General features: G+C 72.8%; 17 protein-coding genes. 9 read left to right on the forward strand and 8 right to left on the reverse strand.

Annotated elements, in window-relative coordinates; genetic code table 11:
* Nucleotides 1–182: 182 nt before the first annotated feature.
* The 6 genes from AB0G17_RS22925 to AB0G17_RS22950 form a co-directional block, all read right to left on the reverse strand.
* Nucleotides 183–1172 (reverse strand): hypothetical protein, encoded by a 990-nt coding sequence (locus tag AB0G17_RS22925; protein WP_361385737.1) that lies wholly within the window; start codon nucleotides 1170–1172, stop codon nucleotides 183–185.
* Nucleotides 1169–2407, reverse strand: a complete 1239-nt coding sequence (locus tag AB0G17_RS22930) for an MFS transporter (protein WP_361385740.1) — start codon at nucleotides 2405–2407, stop codon at nucleotides 1169–1171. Before AB0G17_RS22930 ends, AB0G17_RS22925 begins: the two co-directional genes overlap by 4 nt.
* Nucleotides 2407–3747: a discoidin domain-containing protein gene (locus tag AB0G17_RS22935; RefSeq protein WP_361385743.1), complete on the reverse strand. Its 1341-nt coding sequence runs from the start codon at nucleotides 3745–3747 to the stop codon at nucleotides 2407–2409. Before AB0G17_RS22935 ends, AB0G17_RS22930 begins: the two co-directional genes overlap by 1 nt.
* A 301-nt stretch (nucleotides 3748–4048) precedes the next feature.
* Nucleotides 4049–5935: an ABC transporter ATP-binding protein gene (locus AB0G17_RS22940; protein WP_361385746.1), complete on the reverse strand. Its 1887-nt coding sequence runs from the start codon at nucleotides 5933–5935 to the stop codon at nucleotides 4049–4051.
* Nucleotides 5936–6021: 86 nt separating this feature from the next.
* The gene (locus AB0G17_RS22945; protein WP_361385749.1) at nucleotides 6022–8475 is read right to left on the reverse strand and encodes an RICIN domain-containing protein; all 2454 of its coding nucleotides are present in this window, start codon (nucleotides 8473–8475) and stop codon (nucleotides 6022–6024) included.
* Between the two features lie 248 nt (nucleotides 8476–8723).
* Nucleotides 8724–9284 (reverse strand): N-acetyltransferase, encoded by a 561-nt coding sequence (locus tag AB0G17_RS22950; protein ID WP_361385752.1) that lies wholly within the window; start codon nucleotides 9282–9284, stop codon nucleotides 8724–8726.
* A 276-nt stretch (nucleotides 9285–9560) separates the two neighbouring features.
* On the opposite strand from AB0G17_RS22950, the gene AB0G17_RS22955 reads away from it, so the two are divergent.
* The 7 genes from AB0G17_RS22955 (at nucleotide 9561) to AB0G17_RS22985 (ending at nucleotide 14863) form a co-directional block, all read left to right on the forward strand.
* Nucleotides 9561–10442, forward strand: a complete 882-nt coding sequence (locus tag AB0G17_RS22955) for a GNAT family N-acetyltransferase (RefSeq protein WP_361385755.1) — start codon at nucleotides 9561–9563, stop codon at nucleotides 10440–10442.
* Between the two features lie 96 nt (nucleotides 10443–10538).
* The gene (locus AB0G17_RS22960) at nucleotides 10539–11234 is read left to right on the forward strand and encodes a response regulator transcription factor (protein WP_361385758.1); all 696 of its coding nucleotides are present in this window, start codon (nucleotides 10539–10541) and stop codon (nucleotides 11232–11234) included.
* Nucleotides 11231–12694 carry a HAMP domain-containing sensor histidine kinase gene (locus AB0G17_RS22965; RefSeq protein ID WP_361385761.1) on the forward strand — a complete coding sequence of 488 codons (1464 nt, stop codon included), beginning with the start codon at nucleotides 11231–11233 and terminating at the stop codon, nucleotides 12692–12694. Before AB0G17_RS22960 ends, AB0G17_RS22965 begins: the two co-directional genes overlap by 4 nt.
* Nucleotides 12695–12739: 45 nt before the next feature.
* Complete coding sequence (locus tag AB0G17_RS22970) at nucleotides 12740–13162, forward strand: hypothetical protein (protein WP_361385764.1); 423 nt, start codon at nucleotides 12740–12742, stop codon at nucleotides 13160–13162.
* Nucleotides 13162–13350, forward strand: a complete 189-nt coding sequence (locus AB0G17_RS22975) for a hypothetical protein (protein ID WP_361385767.1) — start codon at nucleotides 13162–13164, stop codon at nucleotides 13348–13350. The genes AB0G17_RS22970 and AB0G17_RS22975 overlap by 1 nt, the downstream gene beginning before the upstream one ends.
* Before the next feature lie 75 nt (nucleotides 13351–13425).
* The gene (locus AB0G17_RS22980; RefSeq protein WP_361385770.1) at nucleotides 13426–14265 is read left to right on the forward strand and encodes an alpha/beta hydrolase; all 840 of its coding nucleotides are present in this window, start codon (nucleotides 13426–13428) and stop codon (nucleotides 14263–14265) included.
* Nucleotides 14266–14596: 331 nt separating this feature from the next.
* The gene (locus tag AB0G17_RS22985) at nucleotides 14597–14863 is read left to right on the forward strand and encodes a hypothetical protein (RefSeq protein WP_361385773.1); all 267 of its coding nucleotides are present in this window, start codon (nucleotides 14597–14599) and stop codon (nucleotides 14861–14863) included.
* Nucleotides 14864–14889: 26 nt separating this feature from the next.
* Here AB0G17_RS22985 and AB0G17_RS22990 read toward each other — a convergent pair whose 3' ends face one another.
* Nucleotides 14890–15171: a hypothetical protein gene (locus AB0G17_RS22990; protein ID WP_361385776.1), complete on the reverse strand. Its 282-nt coding sequence runs from the start codon at nucleotides 15169–15171 to the stop codon at nucleotides 14890–14892.
* Here AB0G17_RS22990 and AB0G17_RS22995 point away from each other — a divergent pair.
* Together AB0G17_RS22995 and AB0G17_RS23000 are read left to right on the forward strand one after the other, a co-directional pair.
* Entirely contained in the window at nucleotides 15161–15763 is a 603-nt protein-coding gene (locus tag AB0G17_RS22995) for a GNAT family N-acetyltransferase (protein ID WP_361385779.1), read from the forward strand. The genes AB0G17_RS22990 and AB0G17_RS22995 overlap by 11 nt on opposite strands.
* Before the next feature lie 113 nt (nucleotides 15764–15876).
* Nucleotides 15877–17046 carry an alcohol dehydrogenase catalytic domain-containing protein gene (locus tag AB0G17_RS23000; protein ID WP_361385782.1) on the forward strand — a complete coding sequence of 390 codons (1170 nt, stop codon included), beginning with the start codon at nucleotides 15877–15879 and terminating at the stop codon, nucleotides 17044–17046.
* 71 nt (nucleotides 17047–17117) lie between these two features.
* Here AB0G17_RS23000 and AB0G17_RS23005 read toward each other — a convergent pair whose 3' ends face one another.
* Nucleotides 17118–17567: a hypothetical protein gene (locus tag AB0G17_RS23005; protein ID WP_361385785.1), complete on the reverse strand. Its 450-nt coding sequence runs from the start codon at nucleotides 17565–17567 to the stop codon at nucleotides 17118–17120.
* Nucleotides 17568–17586 lie beyond the last annotated feature (19 nt).

Below are 17586 nucleotides of genomic sequence, written 5' to 3' on the forward strand. Positions count from 1 at the left end.
TTCGGTGGCTTGGCGTTCTTGAGCTGACGCACCCCCTTGAGGCATTGACCGCTCCCGCGCGCACCGACCCGATTTTCCGACAATTCCCCCGTTCGGCGCCGCTCGGGGGGAGTGCCACGCGGCGCGCGAGGTGTGGGCCCCCATGACCGCACCCGCCCGCCGGGACGACGCACCTATGCCGGTCACCGCACCGCCGCCGGCGAGGAGCCATCCGGTGCCAGCAGGCGGGGCTCGCCCGTGCCGTCCGCCGGGACCGACCAGATGTCGCTCGTGCGCCCGCCGCGTCCCGGCAGCGCGTAGCCGACGGTCGAGTCGTCCAGCCAGGCCGCCTGGTCGTCGACGCTGTGCCGCTCGGCCAGCGGGTGCTCGCGCATCCCCGCCAGGTCCAGTACGTACAGCCGCCAGGGCGCCCGGGGGGCGCCGGAGACCTTCTTCTTGAAGGCGATCCGGGTGTTGTCCGGCGACAGCGACGGGCACTCGACGTTCTCGCGCAGCGCCTTCGCCGACCAGTTCCGCAGATCGCCCTCGACGAGGTGGGTGCGGCCCCGGGTGGAGACGGTGGCGTAGAACCGGTTGTCGTCGCGGGCGAAGGTGACGCCCCAGTAGTTGACGTCCGGTGCGTGGTGGCGGGCGCCGTCGATGGTCAGCGGGATCCCTTCGATCGACTTGATCAGATAGCCGGTGCGCAGGTCGAGGACCGAGGTGCGGGTGGAGAAGCCGGAGCTGGCGTACGAGTCGCCGACGGCGAACGCGGTCCAGGACAGCAGGTGCCCTGAGGCGGAGACGCGGGCCCGGCTGGGGATGCCGGGGACGGTCACCCGGCGCACTTCGCGCAGCCGCCGGTCGAGTACGAGGGCCTGGGTGCGGGCGGGCAGGCCGGGCAGTTCGCGCAGGCACAGAGCGCGCTCCCCCGCCGCGTAGAACCGGTCGCAGGACGGGCCGCCGACGACGCGTGGCGCGCCTCGTACGGGCAGGCGGGCGATGCGGCCGGTGGCCGAGTCCCGGAAGTAGAGGCCGGGCTCGTCGAGGGTGAACGAGCTGTCGGCGTCGGCCTGTTGGGGCGGGTGTTCGCGGTGCCGGGCGTGCAGGACGTAGCCGAGGGAGCCGCCCGCCAGCAGGAGCACGGCGATCACGACGAGGGCGAGCCGGAGCTGTGGGTGAGCGGGCTTCACGACGCCTCCGGGGCAGGCGCGGGGGCGGGCAGGACGCGCCAGGCGGCCACGAGCGCGCCGGCCAGCGCGAGCCCCGCCACCCACAGCGCGGGCCGCTGCCCCCACAGGGTCCAGGCCGCCCCGAACCCGGCCGCGCCGAGCAGCCGGGCCAGCGCCTGCCCGGTCTGGAGCACCGCGAGCCCGCCCGCTCGGCCGCGCGCGGGCAGCAGGGGCCCGGCGAGCGCCATCAGCACGCCGTCCGTGGCGGCGTAGAAGATGCCGAGGAGCACGAGGACGGCCACGGCGGTCGGCCAGGCGAGCGGAGCGAGCAGCAGGGCGTACGCGCCGAGCAGAGCCACGTGCCCGAGCAGGAACGGCAGCCGCCGCCCGGTCCGGTCGGCGATCCGGCCCACCGGGACGGCGAGCAGCAGATAGCCCGCGGCGGGGCCGAGCGGCAGCAGCGGGAACAGCGCGGTCGGCAGGTCGAGGCCGCGCTGGAGCAGCAGATAGAGGAACGCGTCCCCGATGGTGGCGGCGCCGAGCAGGGCGGTCGCGTACAGGACGCGACGGAAGACGGGATCGCGAAGTGCCGTGCGCGGACGGGGAGTTACGGGCGCGCATGGCAGCACCCCGGACGCGGGTGGGACGTACACCGCCAGCAGGAGCACACCCAGCAGCCCGGCGCAGAAGCTGACGACGAACACAGCGTCATAGGCGTCGGTGGTCGCCCGGAGCACGGCGAACGCGGCGAGCGGCCCGAGGAGCGCGCCCGTGGTGTCCATGGCGCGGTGCACGCCGAAGGAGCGGCCGAGTGTCTCCGGCGGGCCGCTGAGCGAGATGAGGGCGTCGCGCGGGGCGGTGCGGATGCCCTTGCCGAGCCGGTCGGCGGCGAGCGCGGCGGCGATCCCGGCGGTGGCGCCGCCCGCGAGGAGCAGCCCGGGCCGGGAGAGCGCGGAGAGCAGATAGCCGGCCCCGGCGACCCGTTTGTGCCGGCCACCGCGGTCGGCGAGCCGCCCGCCGAGCAGCCGCACAAGCGCGGTGGCGCCATTGAACATGCCGTCCAGGAAGCCGAATTGGAGCGGCGAGAGGCCGAGGCCCAGGACGAGGTAGAGCGGCAGCACAGCCGTGACCATCTCGGAGGAGACGTCGGTGACCAGGCTGACCGCGCCGAGCGCGAGGACGGTGCCGGGGACGCGCCGCCCGCCCCCGGGGGTGCGGGGCGGCGCGTCCGTGCGGCCGGTGGTGGCCAAGTACATCAGTGGCAGCCGTACTTCGGGCTGGTGTCCTTGACCTGCCCGTCGGTGCCCACGTAGGTCCACCCGTAGCCGGAGTCGGTGAACTCCAGCTTCAGCACGCCGTACTGGCCGCTGATCCGCTTCTGGCTGTTGGGCTGGACCTGCTCGATGGGGTACGGCTCGGCGCCGCCCATGCCGCCGACGATCTCCACGATGCCGTCCGCGGTCGCCTTGCCGTCGGGGTCCTGCGGGGCGAACCGCTCGTAGTGGTGGTCGTGTCCGTTGAGGACGAGGTCGGCCTTCGCGCCGTACAGGATCTTCCACACGGGCTTGGAGACCGGGTCGTTGCCGTGGCCGCCGGACGAGTAGAGCGGGTGGTGCCAGTAGGCGGCTGTGCACTGTTTGGCGTTGGCGGCGAGGTCGGCCTTGAGCCAGTCGATCTGGGCGGACTGGTCGAAGGAGTTGGAGTCGAGGGCGATGAAGTGCCAGTTGCCCTCGTCATAGCTGTAGTAGCTCCTGCCCTGCGGGTAGGCGATGTTCCCGAAGTAGGCCTTGTATCCGGCGAGGGCCCCGGCCGGGTCGTATGTCTCGTGGTTGCCGGGGACGGGATGGGTCTTGGCCTTGAAGGCTCCCCACGTCTTGTCGTAGTAGGCGCGGAAGTCGTAGATCCGGGCGTCGTCGTACTGGTTGTCGCCCATCGTCAGATAGAACTTCGGATCGATCTGCCGGGCGAGCGCGGCGGTCTTGGGGTGGGCGCAGCCGCTGTCGGCGGCAGTGCACTGGGCAGCGATGTCACCGGCGGCGACCACGGTGAAGGCACCGCCGGGCGGGCCGCCGTCGATCGTTCCGTACACCTCGGCCTCGTAGAGCGAGTAGCCGTACGAGGTGGCGCGCGCGGTGCCGTAGAGGCGCAGGTATCTGCCCTTGCCGGAGAGGCCGGTCCAGTCGTCGGTGCCGCCGTTGCCCGCCTTCTCGTCGGCGATCGGGGTCCAAGAGGCCCCGTCCTGGGACACCTCCAGGCGGTAGCCCTTGGCGTAGGCGGCTTCCCAACTGAGTCTGACGCGGCTGATGATGGCGGTCGCTCCGAGGTCGACGCGGATCCACTGCGGGTCCTTGCCCTCGGCGCTGGCCCAGCGGGTGGCGCTGTCGCCGTCGAAGGCGTTCTTGGCACCGAGCGAGGAGGTCTCGGAGGAGGAGGCGGTGGCGGGTTTCCCGCGTGAGATGAGCGGGTCGGCGGCGGCCCCGGCCCGCCCGGGCCAGGCGAGCAGCAGCCCACCGAGGAGCGCGAGCACGGCGGCGAGGACGAGGGTGAGGCTGCGGCTTCTGCCGCGCGGGAGCTGGGCTGAGGTGTTCAGGCGCATACCTGGACTCCGTGACTTGGTGACGGCGAGAGCTGGACACCGGGACGCGGCCCCTGCCCCCTGCCCGCGTGGGCAGGGGGCAGCGCCACGGCAGCCGGGTCAGAGCTCTCGCTGAGCGCGTCATACCCACGGGGGTCGGGCACCGCGCCAAGCCGCCGCGGGGAGCGTAGCGGACTGGAAGGTTTCCTACCAGTGGTCCGACGGGGGCGACGGCAACGGGCGCCGGGGGCCGCGAGGACGCCCGCGAGGAACGGGGCGAGGCCGGTCGCGGCGATCCGGGCCACGGCCGCCCCGGACGCCGTCAGGCCAGTTCCGTGTGCGCACCCCCCGGCCGTTCGAACTGGGTGCGGTACAGCTCGTGGTAGCGGCCGTCGAGCGCGAGGAGTTCGTCGTGGGTGCCGCGTTCCACGATGCGGCCGTTCTCCACCACGAGGATGAGGTCGGCGGCCCGGACCGTGGAGAGGCGGTGGGCGATCACCACCGCGGTGCGGCCCTCCAGCGCCTCGCCGAGGGCCTCCTGGACGGCCGCCTCTGAGGTGTTGTCGAGGTGGGCGGTGGCCTCGTCGAGGATGACGACGCGCTGGCGGGCGAGGAGCAGACGGGCGATGGTCAGGCGCTGGCGTTCGCCGCCGGAGAGCCGGTAGCCGCGCTCGCCGACCACGGTGTCGAGCCCGTCGGGCAGGGAGGCGACCAGACCGTCGAGGCGGGAGCGGCGCAGGGCGTCCCAGAGGTCCTCCTCGACGGCGTCCGGACGGGCGAGCAGCAGGTTGGAGCGGACCGACTCGTGGAAGAGGTGGCCGTCCTGGGTGACCATGCCGATGGTGTCGCGGATCGAGTCGGCGGTCAGGTCCCGTACGTCGACGCCGCCCAGGCGTACCGCGCCCGCGTCGGCGTCGTACAGCCGCGGCAGCAGCTGGGCGACCGTCGACTTGCCCGCGCCCGAGGAGCCGACGAGGGCCACCATCTGGCCGGGCTCGGCGCGGAAGGAGACGCCGTGCAGCACTTCGGCTCCGCCCCGGGTGTCGAGGCTCGCGACCTCTTCCAGGGAGGCGAGGGAGACCTTGTCGGCGGAGGGGTAGCCGAACCGCACGTCGTCGAACTCCACCGAGACCGGCCCGTCCGGCACCGCCTTGGCCTGCGGCTTCTCGGCGATGAGCGGCTTGAGGTCGAGGACCTCGAAGACCCGCTCGAAGCTGACCAGCGCGCTCATGACCTCGACGCGCGCCCCGGCGAGCGCGGTGAGCGGCGCGTACAGGCGGGTGAGGAGCAGGGCGAGGGAGACGACCGCGCCCGCTTCGAGCTTGCCGTGCAGGGCGTAGTAGCCGCCGAGCCCGTAGACGAGGGCGAGCGCCAGGGCCGAGACGAGGGTGAGCGCGGTGATGAAGGCGGACTGCGCCATCGCCGTACGGACGCCGATGTCACGCACCCTGCCCGCCCGGGCGGCGAACTCGGCGGACTCGTCGGCGGGCCGCCCGAACAGCTTGATCAGGGTCGCGCCGGGCGCCGAGAACCGCTCGGTCATCCGGGTGCCCATCGCGGCGTTGTGCTCGGCGGCCTCGCGCTGCAGCCGGGCCATCCGGGTGCCCATGCGGCGCGCGGGCAGGACGAACATGGGCAGCAGGACCAGCGCGAGCAGGGTGATCTGCCAGGAGATGCCGAGCATCACGGCGAGGGTGAGCAGCAGCGTGACGAGGTTGCTGACCACGCCGGAGAGGGTGTTGCTGAAGGCCCGCTGGGCGCCGATGACGTCGTTGTTGAGGCGGCTGACCAGGGCCCCGGTGCGGGTCCGGGTGAAGAAGGCGACCGGCATGCGCTGGACGTGGTCGAAGACCGCGGTGCGCAGATCGAGGATGAGCCCCTCGCCGAGCGTCGACGACAGCCAGCGGCCGACCAGCCCCAGGGCCGCCTCGGCGAGCGCGATCGCGGCGATCAGCAGGGCCAGCCGGGTGACGGTCCCCGTCTCCTCGCCGCCGACGATCGCGTTGACGACGCGGCCGGCGAGGAGCGGGGTGGCCACCGCCAGCAGTGCTGTGGCGATGCTCAGCAGGAGGAACAGGGCGATGCGGCGGCGGTGGGGCCGCGCGAACACAGCGATGCGCCGCAGGGTGGCTCGGTTGAACGGACGTCGGTCCTGCTGCGCGGTGATGACGTTGTGGAGCTGTGTCCACGCGGTGGCTTCCATACTCATACGAGGAACGTACGACCTCTAGTTAACTTGAGGTCAAGGGTTCCCGTGAATCGGTCCGCCGGGTTCCCGTGAATCAGTCCGCCGGATCAGCCCACCTTGACCAGTCGCCAGCACTGGTTCGCACCCCCGTTCGCGGGCCACTGGATCACCTGGGCGCCCGCGACGAGCGAGCCTCCGCTGACGTCCACCAGATGGCCGTCGAGCCGGGACTCCAGGACGTGGCAGCCGCGTGCGCCGGGGGTCACCCGCCACTGCTGGTTGGCCGCGCCGGTGGCGGTCCACAGGTTCAGCTGGGTTCCCGGCACGACGCTCCGGCCGGGAACGTCGAGGGGTTTGCCGCTGGCCACACCGGTGACGGTGTAGTAGCCGTCGCCCGTCGAGGCGAGCCGCCACTGCTGGTTGGTGCCTCCGTTGCCCGTCCACTGGACGATCGGGGTGCCGTCGGCCGTGCCCTGCCCGGACGCGTCCAGGAGCTGGCCGCTCTTGGCGTTGACCAGCTGGTACGTGCCGTCGAGCGGCGCCGTCGTGCCGGGGGTGATGCTCAGGTTGGCGAACTGCGCGCCGTAGTATCCCGCGGTGCCGAGCCCGATCTGGCCCGCGCCGTAACTGTCGTCCGTGACGGTGGCGAGGGTGGTCGCGTCGAGCTTCGCGGTGATGGCGGCGCCCTGAAAGGTGAGGGCCAGGGTGTGCCAGGTCCTGAGGCCGGGCGCCGTGACCGTGCCGCTCGCCAGGGTGGTGGAGGACCAGGCGGTGTCGGTGCGCAGCAGCGACCAGGCACCGGTGTCCGCGACGCGCAGGTGGTAGGCGTTGAGGCCGTTGTTGTTGCGGCCCTGGGTGCCGACCCGGCCGAGCAGTTCGACCGCGCCCGGCTGTTCGAGCAGGGCGTCCGAGCGGACGGTGTAGTTGGTCCAGTTCACGTCGCCCATCAGCGCGTACGGCTGCGGCGTGGACTCGTCGGTCCAGCGGATGGGGGTGGTCGGCGCCTGCTGGCGCAGGCACCGGCCGGTGCGGCCGCCCGCGCACGGCGCGGTCTCGAAGGCGCCGTTCATGGTGGCGAGGTACCGCGCCTCCCGGCCCGTGGCGGTCCCGGCCAGCGAGTCCGCGTACGGCAGGGCGAGCGGGGCGCGCTGCGGTGAGGTGACGGTGCCCGCGCCCTGTCCGGTCGTGGTCGTGACGGTGTAGAGGTGACCGGGCTGGAGGGTGAGCCGGTAGGTCCCCGAGGTGGCGTCGAGGTCGGGCCCGGGCACCATGTGCGCGGTGGCGCCGTTGCTGGAGAAGTCGGTGGACCACACGTGCAGGGCGCCGGCCGGCAGCCCGCCCGCGACCTTCAGGGTGACGGTCTGGGCGGCGGTCGCGTCCATCGTCTCGAACACGCTGGACCAGGCGGCCTTGCCCGGCGCGGCATAGCTGACGTAGCTGCCGTTGGCGCGGTTGCCGCCGAGGTAGCCGGAGGCGGTGTCGAGGTACTGCCAGCCGGGGGCGGTGAACTGGGTGGTCTGCGCGGTCGCCCAGGCGCTGCGGTCCACGCTGTACGCGCCGGACCAGGGCTGGTTGGCCGTCACCAGGCCCATGCTGTTGAACGAGAGGTTGGGGTAGAGCGCGGCCACCACCGGCCAGTTGATGAACGCGGTCATCTTCGCGTCCAGATACCCGCGGTTGATGGCACGGGCCATCGGGACGGCACCGGTCGCCGCGTCCTCGGAGCCGTTCTCGCTCGCCCAGAGCTGCTTGCCGGTGGCCAGCGCGTCCGAGGTGGTCGAGCAGCTGGTCATGGCGGACATGTAGCCGCACGGGTAGTGGGCGCCGACGATGTCCACGGCGGCGTTGAGCGCGCTGTCGCTCCGCATGGCGGTCGCGATCTGCCAGCCGTCGTCGGCACCGACGACCTTGGTGGCGTACCCCTTGGCGGCGAGGGTCGCGTGCAGGTTCTTGTACCAGGCGGCGTTGAAACCGCGCTCGTTCCAGCCGCCGAGGTAGTCGATGGTGAGGTTGTGCTGCTTGGCGCAGCCGAGCCAGGACATCAGGTAGTCGACCATGTCCTGGGACCAGAAGTTGCCGCCGCCCACCCAGCCGGGTGCTCCCCAGGAGAGCGCGGCGAGTTTGATACCGGGGTTGCGCGCCTTGGCCTGCTCCATCAGCCACCACTCGTACCCGTTGGAGCAGTTGACCGTGGACCGGGTGTGCTCGATGGAGGATTCGGCACCGTCGGTGGAGTTGGTGTCGCCACCGACCTCGACCTTGAGGATCTGCAGGGCGGCGCCGTAGCCGGGCTTGAAGAGGTAGTCGAGGATCTGGCTCCGCTGCGGCTCTGGGTAGTCGAGCAGCAGCCGCGTGTTGCCGCCGCCCCCGCTGATCGCCCCGACGCCGTCGAAGATACGGCCGGGGGACGCGCCGTCGACCGTGATGTCGGTGTTGGTGGCGGAGTTGGTGGCGGTGGCGGACCCGGGAGCGGCGCGCGCGGCGGCGGCCGCCTGCGGGACGGTGGTCAGCGACAGACACAGCAGCAGAACGGCGAGCAGGGTGCGGGGAAGGGATCTCATCGTGGTGCGGCCCTCTCTGACAGGGAAACAGCTACACACATTTTCGATCACAAGCGAACTCAACCAAGCAGCAGCAAACACTAGGAAGGCCGCGGTGGGGCGTCAAGGCCCCAGGCTCGCCTCGGTAGTTGTGTGCGACTTTGTATGCATCGGCACCCTGGCGGCAGCGATGTTCCGCCGGGCCTCCCCCTGTGCGCATCCCGGATTCCCACCCTGGATCCCGATGCTCCCGCGCTCGCGGGCTACCCTCAGGCGTCGGGGTCGCGCAGGCCCACGCAGTCGTGGGCCCAGAAGGTCTCGGAGTAGACGAAGGTGCCCGTCATCCACGGCTCATGGGCGGAGAGTCGGGCGACCTGGAACGCGGGGTCGGGGATGCGCAGTGAGGGCGAGCGGAAGCCGAGCGGGCTTGCCGCCTCGAAGCCGCGCGTGCGGTAGTACACCGGCGATCCCTCCAGGAACACCAGCGGCACGCCCTGCTCGTCGGCCGCCGCCAGGGCGTGCTCGATGAGGCGGGTGCCGATGCCCCGGCGCTGGACGTCGGGGTGCACGCCGAGCGGTGAGAGGGACAGGACGTCCACGATCCGGCGCGGGGCGTCGAGGCGCGCCGCGCTCAGCAGGACGTGCCCGACCACCCGGCCGCCGAGCGTGGCGACGAAGGACATCGGGGCCAGCGGCGCCGGCGCCGTGCGCAGCGCCTCGACCAGGCCGGGCACCCGGCCGGGCCCGAACGCGTGGGTGTGCACCTCGCCTACCGCGCGGTGATCCGCCTCCGCCTCCTGACGGATCGCCAATTCCCCGTCGGTGGACATGATGGGGGACGGAACCGCGGACGTGGTCGGGGACGTGATCGCGGACGTGGTCGCGGACGTAATTGGGGAGCCCTCGCGCTGATCATGTGATGTCATGGCCGCGATCGTAGGTTGCGGTACGCCTCGCGCGCGCGGCAATTCGGGGGCGGGGACGGGGGGGGCGGCCGGCGTGGACGAGCGAGCCATGCCGGTGGTCGGCCGACGCACCCCCTGCCCGCGTCCGGGCAACGCGACCCCGACCGCACCCGCTCCCACCCTTCTCGCGATGGAGACACCTTGTCGCTGCGCATCACCGCTCTGACCGACCCCGACGAGAACACCGCCAGTCGGCGGCTCGCCTGGCTGGCGTCCGGGGCCGACGGCGTTCCCGTCGGATCCGCCTTCCTCCGGCTGTTCACCCGGCCCGGGCAGGACCACCTCGCCGAACTGGACGTCCAGGTCCACCCCGCCGAGCGCCGCGCGGGTGCGGGCTCACGGCTGCTCCAGGCGGCCGTGGGAGCGGCGCGCGAGGACGGCCGGCGCAGCATGATCGCGCAGGCGGAGGCGGGCTCCCCCGGCGACGCGTTCCTGGCCGCCCGCGGCTTCGGCAAGGTGCTGACCCTGACCTACACCCGGCTGCCGCTGGCCGACGCGGACCTCTCGTCCCTCGCCGAGGCCGTCGGGGCGCCGCACCCCGGCTACCGGCTGACGTCCTGGGACGGGACGGTGCCCGACGAGCTCGCCGACACCTTCGTGGCCTCCCGCCGGGCCATGGACGACATGCCGATGGGCGCCACCGACTTCGGCACGGTGGTGTGGGACCTCGACCGGGTGAAGGCGGCGGCCGCGGCCGTCGCCGAACGTGGCGAGACCCTGCACACCGTCGCGGCCGTCGACGAGGCGGACGGCTCGATCGTCGGTTTCACCGAACTCGTGGTTCCGGGCGACGGCACCGGCGACGCCCAGCACTACGGCACCGCCGTCCTGCCCGAGCACCGCGGCCACGGTCTCGCCCACTGGATGAAGGCCGCCTCCATCCTCCAGGCCCGCGAACGCCACCCCCACCTCGCGGGCCTGCTGACCGACACCGCGGACAACAACCCGCACATGCGACACATCAACGACACGCTCGGCTATCTGCCGACGCACACCGCCCACGAATACCAGCTCGACCTGTAGGCCGGGCCGCACGGCCCGGGGGTTCACAGCCGGGCGTCGTACCCTGGCCCCGCCGCCCCGGCTCGATGGGCGGCAGCGGGAAGTGAGGTGAGGCGGATGAGCGGTCCGAACCGTCCCGGGGACGTCCTGGTCGTCGACGACGACGACGCGGTGCGCCGCTCGCTGGAGCGCGGCCTCAGGCTCAGCGGCTTCCGGGTGCGCACCGCCGACGGCGGCCGGGCCGCGCTCGCCGCCGTCGGGCAGGTACCCCCCGATGTGCTGGTGCTCGACGTCTCCATGCCGGGCATGAGCGGCATCGAGGTGTGTACGGCCCTGCGGAGCGCCGGGCACGACCTGCCCGTGCTGATGCTGTCGGCGCTCGACGAGACCGCCGACCGCATCGCCGGTCTCCAGGCGGGCGGCGACGACTACCTGGTCAAACCGTTCGCGCTGCAGGAACTGGTGCTGCGGCTGCACGCGCTGCTGCGCCGCCGCCCGCCCACCGGGCACGACGTGGTCCGGGCCTGCGGTCTCGTCGTCGACCCGGCGGCCCGTACCGCCCATCGCGACGGGCGCCTCCTCGACCTCACCCGCCGCGAGTACGAACTCCTCGAAGTCCTCGCCCGCAACACCGGCCTCGTCCTCACCCGCGACCAGCTGCTCGAACGGGTCTGGGGGTACGACGTCGACATACGCACCGACGCGGTGGACACCTTCGTCAGCTATCTGCGCCGCAAACTGGAGGCGGACGGTGCGTCCCGGCTCATCCACACCGTGCGCGGGGTGGGTTTCGTCCTGCGGGAGCGGCCGTGAAACTCTCCACCCGGATCGCCCTCGCGGTGGGCGTGGCCGTACCGGTCCTCGTCCTGGCCTGCGGCTGGCTGCTGCTCACCCTGGTCGCCCGCGATCTGCACCACGAGGAGGACAGCCATCTGCGGACCCGGGCCACCGCGATCGCCCACGACGCCCGCACGCTGCTGCGCGCCGCGGCCAACGACCAGCCCACCGCCGAGGAGAACCGGCAGCGCAGGCTCTTCACCTCGGCGCTCGACGTGGGCGTACGGCTGACCGGGCCCGACGGGACGTTCAGCGGCGGCCCGCAGCCCGACGCGTCCGTCCCGCTGCCGGACGTGAGCAAGGTGGCGGTGACCGTGCGGGGCGCGGGGCGGAGCTGGCGGGCGTACGCGCTGCCGGTCAAGGGGCCGCAGGTCTCCGGCACCCTGTGGGTGTTCGCGCCGGACACCGCGAACCGGGCCCAACTCGGCCTCGTACGAAGGCGCACGGTGACCACCGCCCTGCTCGCCGCCCCGCTCTCCGCGCTGCTCGCCTGGGCCGTCGCCAACGGGGCGACCCGCCCGCTGCGCCGGCTGCGCCGAAGCACGGCGGGACTGGATCCCCGTACGAGCGCGGTGCGGCTCGACCACCGGCCGACCCGGGTCACCGAGGTCGACGACCTGGCCGCCACCCTCCAGACCGTCCTCGCCCGCTACGACGAACAGGCCGCCCGCACCGCACAGGCCCTGGACACCGCGCGCTCCTTCTCCGCCGCCGCCTCGCACGAGCTGCGCAATCCGCTGATGAGCATGGGCACCAACCTCGACGTCCTGGCCCTCCCCGGGCTGCCGGAGGCGGAACGCGCCGCGGTCGTCGACGAGCTGCGGGCGGAGCACGCGCGGCTGCTCGGCATGCTGGTCGCGCTGCGGGAGCTGGGGCGCGGCGATCTGGTGGAGCCCGACGCGTTCCGCGTGCTCGACGTCGCGGAGACGGCGGACGCGGCGGCGGCCGAGGCCCGGCGGCGGTCGCCGGACGCCCGGATCACCCTGGACGCGCAGCCCGCGCCGGTGCACTGCTGGGAGCCCGGCATCCGGATCCTGCTCGACAACCTCCTCGGCAACGCGCTCGCCCACGGCAGGGACGCGCGGGGCCGCGCCGAGGTCGCCGTGGCCGTCCGCCAGGAGGACGGGCAGGTACTGATCACCGTGGACGACCGGGGCCCGGGCATCCCGCCCGACGCCCGCCAGGAGGCGTTCCGGCGCTTCCACCGCGGTCCCGGCAGCACCGGCTCCGGGCTCGGCCTCACGCTGGCCGCCCAGCAGGCGGCGCTGCACCGCGGGAGCGTCGAGCTCGGCGACGGACCCGGTGGTGTGGGCACCCGCTGTACGGTACGACTGCCCTCGCCCACCCCCGCGCGGGGCGGCGCACTTCCCCTCCGGCGGGACTGGCTGACGCTCACTGCGGCCCGGTCACAGAGTTTCCACAAAGAGCCTTCCTAGCCTCCGATGGTCCGAAGTAATCCTGTGGACCAGGAGGCAGTAACCATGAACAACCCCCTCTCGCCCCGCCGCCGGGCGGCCGCGGCCGCGCTGGCCGCGACGGCCGTCCTGACCGTCACCGCGCCGAGCGCCTTCGCCGACTCCACCCCCTCCGCATCCCCGCGTACGACGGCCAAGGCACCCACGACCGACGGGGCCAAGGGCATCTGCAAGCGGGCACCCAAGGCCGCGAAGCGACTGGACCGCGCCCTCGACCGGCTCAACGGCGGTGTGAACACGGTGGGCTCGGTGGCCCGGCTGCAGCAGCGCGTGGACAACGCCAAGAAGGAGGGACACACGGCGATCGAGACCTACCTCAACGACAAACTCACGCACCGCAAGGGGTTGGTGACGACCCTTCAGCAGCGCCAGAAGGATCTCAAGGACGTGGCCGCCTGGTGCGAGGCCAACAACAACGGGACGAAGTGATGCGTGCCCGCCCCCTCCTGCACGCCGTGGCGGCGGCAGCTCTGACCGCCGCGCTCGCCACCGGCTGCTCCCACTCCCACGCCCGCTCCGACCCGCCCTCGGGGACGGAGCAGCAGATGGAGCAGAAGGTCGGCGCGGCCGAGTCGGCAGCGGCGGCGGCCGACGCGGATGCCAAGGGGGACAAGTAGGGCGCGTCAAGCCCGACGCCCGGTGGGCGAGGAACCCGGTTGCCCAGCCCCGGCCCCCCTGACAAAGTCTCGGCCATGCCTACCTTTTCCGCCTACGACGGGACCAAGCTTGCCTACCACGTGTTCGGGGACGGGCCTCCGTTGATCTGTCTGCCCGGCGGGCCGATGCAGGCCTCCGCCTATCTCGGGGACCTCGGCGGCCTCTCCGCGCAGCGGCGGCTGACCGTCCTGGACCTTCGGGGAACTGGCGAGTCGGCGGCCCCGGAGGACACCGCCTCGTACCGCTGCGACCGGCTCGTCGACGACGTCGAGGCGCTGCGCGAGCACCTCGGCCTCGACCGGATGGACCTGCTCGCGCACTCCGCCGGGACGAATCTGGCCGTACGGTACGCGGAGCGTCATCCGGAGCACGTCGGCAAGCTCGTCCTGGTCACGCCGAGCGTGATGGCCGTCGGCAGCACGGTCGCGGGCGAGGTGCGGCGCGGGACGGCGCTGCTGCGCCGGGACGAGCCGTGGTTCCCGGAGGCGTTCACGGCGCTGGAGGCGATCTTCGCCGGGGAGGCGAAGGCCGACTCGTGGCAGGCCGTGGCGCCGTTCTGGTACGGCCGCTGGGACGCGGCGGCCCAGGCTCATCGGACCGCCGAGGAGGGGCAGAAGAACGGCGAGGCCGCGGCGGTCTTCGGAAGCGAGGGCGCGTTCGATCCCGAGCTCACACGGGCGGCGCTCGCGGGGCTCGGCTCGCCGGTTCTGCTGCTGGCCGGGGAGGTCGATCTCAATTCGCCGCCCCGCGCGGTGGCGGAGCTGGTCGGGGTGTTCCCCCATGCCGAACTGGTCGTTCAGCCCCGGGCCGGGCACTTCCCCTGGCTCGACGACGCCGAGCGGTTCGCCGCGACCGTCGGCGCGTTCCTGGGGTGACACCGCTGGGCCGGCCATCGGTGCCCGCTCCGCGGACCGCGGAGCGGGCACCGGGTGCCGGGGACGCAGCGGGAGGGGAACCCTGCGTCCCCGGCACGCGCGCGGCCGTACCGACGGACAGGCGCGGCCGCTTCGAAGCCCTGCCGCCAGCATGGCAGCCGCAGCCGGCGCGCCGACAGTGAACCGCCAGCCACAATCGCTCCCCCGCCGGCGCACAAAGAGGCGGAGAACGGCCTCGCGTCCGCCCGCTCGGTCATATGCGTAGCAACGATTTGGTCGCGAAACCGGACCCACGCATTCCCCGTCACCGCGCTCCGGCGTTGAACCGGGCATGGACAGGGACGCTGCACAGGGCCCGGAAACCGCGCACCGGGCCGAACTGACCGGGGCCTACTGGCTGTCCACACCAGCACGCCCGGGATTCGACTGCGAATGGTGCACCCGGCTGCGCGAGGCGGACCGGCGGGCCTTACAGCGGGGCGGCACCTCGGGCGCGGGGTGGGAGGGCGACCGGATGAGTCCCGCGCGGGCGGCCATGGTGAGCCTGGCGCTGGTGACCATCGTCCTCGCGATGGCGATGACCGCCTCCCACATGTGACCGGGCAGGGTCATGACCGGGCAAGGTCAAGCGGGCAGCGTGGCGAGGCAGTCGGTCAGGTGCCGGTTGACCTCGTCGGGGCGCTCCTGCTGGACCCTGTGGCCGCGGCCGTCGAGGATGTGCGAGGCGCGCAGTCCGGGCAGGACGTCGGGGAACGCCTCGATCGCGTCGGCCGGCCATGACGGAGTTTCGCGGCGCCCGCCCGCCGCCCCGCCTCCTTCCTCAACCGCTCCCCCAGCTCCCCCGCTGCGAAAAACGTTTGGCGGTCCGGGGGCGGCGTGCGTAGCGTCACCACTCGTGACTTCCACTCCGGCTTCCACGCCCACGCTGCGTACCGAGCGTCTGCTCCTTGAGCGGTACACCCCCGAGGACGAGGAGAGCTTCGTCGCCTTGTTCCAGGACACCAGGGTCTCCCGGTGGATGGGGGACGGGCCCGCGTCCGAAGCGGACGACCGGGCCCTGTTCGGGCGGATCTTCACCAAGGTCTATGCCGAGGAGCGGTTCGACGTCTGGGCCGTTCGCCGGAACGGGCGGCTGGTCGGGCATGCCGAGATCAAACCGACCGACGTGGTCGACGGGCACGAGATCATCTATGCGCTGGCCCCCGACGCGTGGGGTTCCGGCCTCGGCGTGGAGGTGGCCCGGGCCATCGTCGCCTACGGCTTCGACACCCTCGGGCTGACCGAGGTGCACGCCACCGTGGCCGCGCCGAACACGGCGTCACTGGCGGTGCTGGCCAAGATGGGGTTCGAGCACGTCCGGGACATCACGGAGGACGACGGCAGTACGACCCGGGTACTGACCTGCACCCAGAGCCGCGCGGCCACGGCCACAGGCGCGGCTTCGGACGTACGCGACCCACGGCGCCCCGCCATGCGGCAGCCGACACAGCCCGGGTGACCCTGCCGGGCCATGGCGTCGCGCCAATGGCGTGAACCCACCGTTGCCCGCGGCGGGGTACGGGTACCCGGGCGGTCCCGCGACGCACGAGCGAGGATGGGGAGGGACCGCCGATGAGGGCTGTGACGTGGCAGGGCAAGCGGAACGTCCGGGTGGAGACCGTGCCGGACCCGGTGATCCAGGAGCGCACCGACGCCATCGTGCGCGTCACCTCGACCGGGCTGTGCGACTTCGACCTGCGGCTGTACGAGCAGCACGACACACTCGCCCCCTTCGTCAAGCCGGGAGACGTACTCGGCCACGAAGCCATCGGGATCGTCGAGGAAACCGGCTCCGAGGTGCCGGACCTGAAGCCCGGCGACCGGGTCGTCGTGCCGTTCCACATCGCCTGCGGGCACTGCTGGATGTGCTCGGCTGGGCTGCCCGCGCAGTGCCTGACGACCCATGACCCGAGCCAGGACACCGGGGCGGCGCTCTTCGGCCACGCCGGGCCGTCCGGTTCCGTGCCGGGCGCGCAGGCGGAGTACCTGCGCGTGCCGCAGGCCCAGTTCGGGCCGATCAAGGTGCCCCACGGGCCGCTGGACGACCGGTTCGTCTACCTCTCCGACGTGCTGCCGAGCGCCTGGCAGGCGGTCCAGTACGCGGACGTGCCCCCGGCCGGCACGGTCGCCGTACTCGGCCTCGGCCCCCTCGGCGACATGGCCTGCCGGATCGCCCTGCAACGCGGCGCCGCACACGCCATCGGCGTCGACGTGGTGCCGGAGCGGCTGGCGCGGGCGCGCAAGCGGGGCGTGGAGGTGTTCGACCCGAGCGACTACGAGAGCCAGGACGAGCTGATCGCCGCGATCGGCACCCATACGTTCGGGCGCGGCCCCGACTCGGTGATCGACGCCGTGGGCACCGAGGCCCACGACGGTCTGCTCGACCGGCTGGCCCTGGCCCAGGAAGCGTCCGGGACCGCCCAGCCGCGGAGTCGGGCCGCCCTGCGGCTGGCCATCGCCCTGGTCCGCAGGGGCGGCACCCTCTCGCTCGCCGGCGACTACGGCGGGACGGCCGACGCTCTGCCGCTGATGACGCTCTCCGACAAACACGTCCAGCTGCGGACGGGCCGAACCAACGTCACGCGTTGGAGCGACGACATCATGTCGTTCCTCGCCGACGACGACCCGCTCGGCGTGGACGACTTCGCCACCCACCACCTTCCGCTGGAGCAGGCGCCGTACGCGTACGACATCTTCGAGCGCGGGGCCGACGGCGCCGTCAAGATCCTCATGCGGCCCTGACCAGGCCTTCGGGGGGAAGCGGGGTCTCCTCAGCCCTCGCCCCGGCCCCGGCGGTCACCGGAGGAAGCGGATCACCAGAAGAACCAGCCCGGCGTCGCGCCGTAATCCTGCGGTATGTAGTCGCACGCGCCTTCCGCGAACCCCGTCGCCGCCTGCTTCGCGGCCAACGCCTCGCCGTGGGCGTCGACTCCGTCCGCCGTGATCAGGAGCACGGCGACGATCACCAGCCATACGACGGGCAGCGCCGGGTGCGGGGTCCGCCGGGACTGCATCACGATGCCGCCCGCCACCGCGGCGATCCCGGCCGTCAGGACCAGGGCCAGCGCCGTGAGGGTCAGACGGTCGAGGGCCGGTGAGGCGTGGCACAGGATGTAGTGATGCGCGGGCACGAATCTCGGTACGCGCTCCACGAGGGCGGCTGCGCTCAGCAACGCGCCCATCCCCACCACGTGTTCGGCCCGCGGTCCCGGCCACGCGCCCCTGCCGCGTCGTTCACCCTGCTCGGCCGTGCCCGCCTTCATGCTTCCCCCGTCTCGGAAC

It is taken from the genome of Streptomyces sp. NPDC023838 (assembly GCF_040639555.1).
Taxonomy (GTDB): domain Bacteria; phylum Actinomycetota; class Actinomycetes; order Streptomycetales; family Streptomycetaceae; genus Streptomyces.

Bases quoted from the DNA above. Each gene is read 5' to 3' on its own strand.
- AB0G17_RS22985 (WP_361385773.1), top strand. From the start codon at position 14,597: ATGGACAGGGACGCTGCACAGGGCCCGGAAACCGCGCACCGGGCCGAA.
- AB0G17_RS22975 (WP_361385767.1), top strand. From the start codon at position 13,162: ATGCGTGCCCGCCCCCTCCTGCACGCCGTGGCGGCGGCAGCTCTGACC.
- AB0G17_RS23000 (WP_361385782.1), top strand. From the start codon at position 15,877: ATGAGGGCTGTGACGTGGCAGGGCAAGCGGAACGTCCGGGTGGAGACC.
- AB0G17_RS22980 (WP_361385770.1), top strand. From the start codon at position 13,426: ATGCCTACCTTTTCCGCCTACGACGGGACCAAGCTTGCCTACCACGTG.
- AB0G17_RS23005 (WP_361385785.1), bottom strand. From the start codon at position 17,567: ATGAAGGCGGGCACGGCCGAGCAGGGTGAACGACGCGGCAGGGGCGCG.
- AB0G17_RS22970 (WP_361385764.1), top strand. From the start codon at position 12,740: ATGAACAACCCCCTCTCGCCCCGCCGCCGGGCGGCCGCGGCCGCGCTG.
- AB0G17_RS22940 (WP_361385746.1), bottom strand. From the start codon at position 5,935: ATGAGTATGGAAGCCACCGCGTGGACACAGCTCCACAACGTCATCACC.
- AB0G17_RS22945 (WP_361385749.1), bottom strand. From the start codon at position 8,475: ATGAGATCCCTTCCCCGCACCCTGCTCGCCGTTCTGCTGCTGTGTCTG.
- AB0G17_RS22930 (WP_361385740.1), bottom strand. From the start codon at position 2,407: ATGTACTTGGCCACCACCGGCCGCACGGACGCGCCGCCCCGCACCCCC.
- AB0G17_RS22950 (WP_361385752.1), bottom strand. From the start codon at position 9,284: ATGTCCACCGACGGGGAATTGGCGATCCGTCAGGAGGCGGAGGCGGAT.
- AB0G17_RS22960 (WP_361385758.1), top strand. From the start codon at position 10,539: ATGAGCGGTCCGAACCGTCCCGGGGACGTCCTGGTCGTCGACGACGAC.
- AB0G17_RS22935 (WP_361385743.1), bottom strand. From the start codon at position 3,747: ATGCGCCTGAACACCTCAGCCCAGCTCCCGCGCGGCAGAAGCCGCAGC.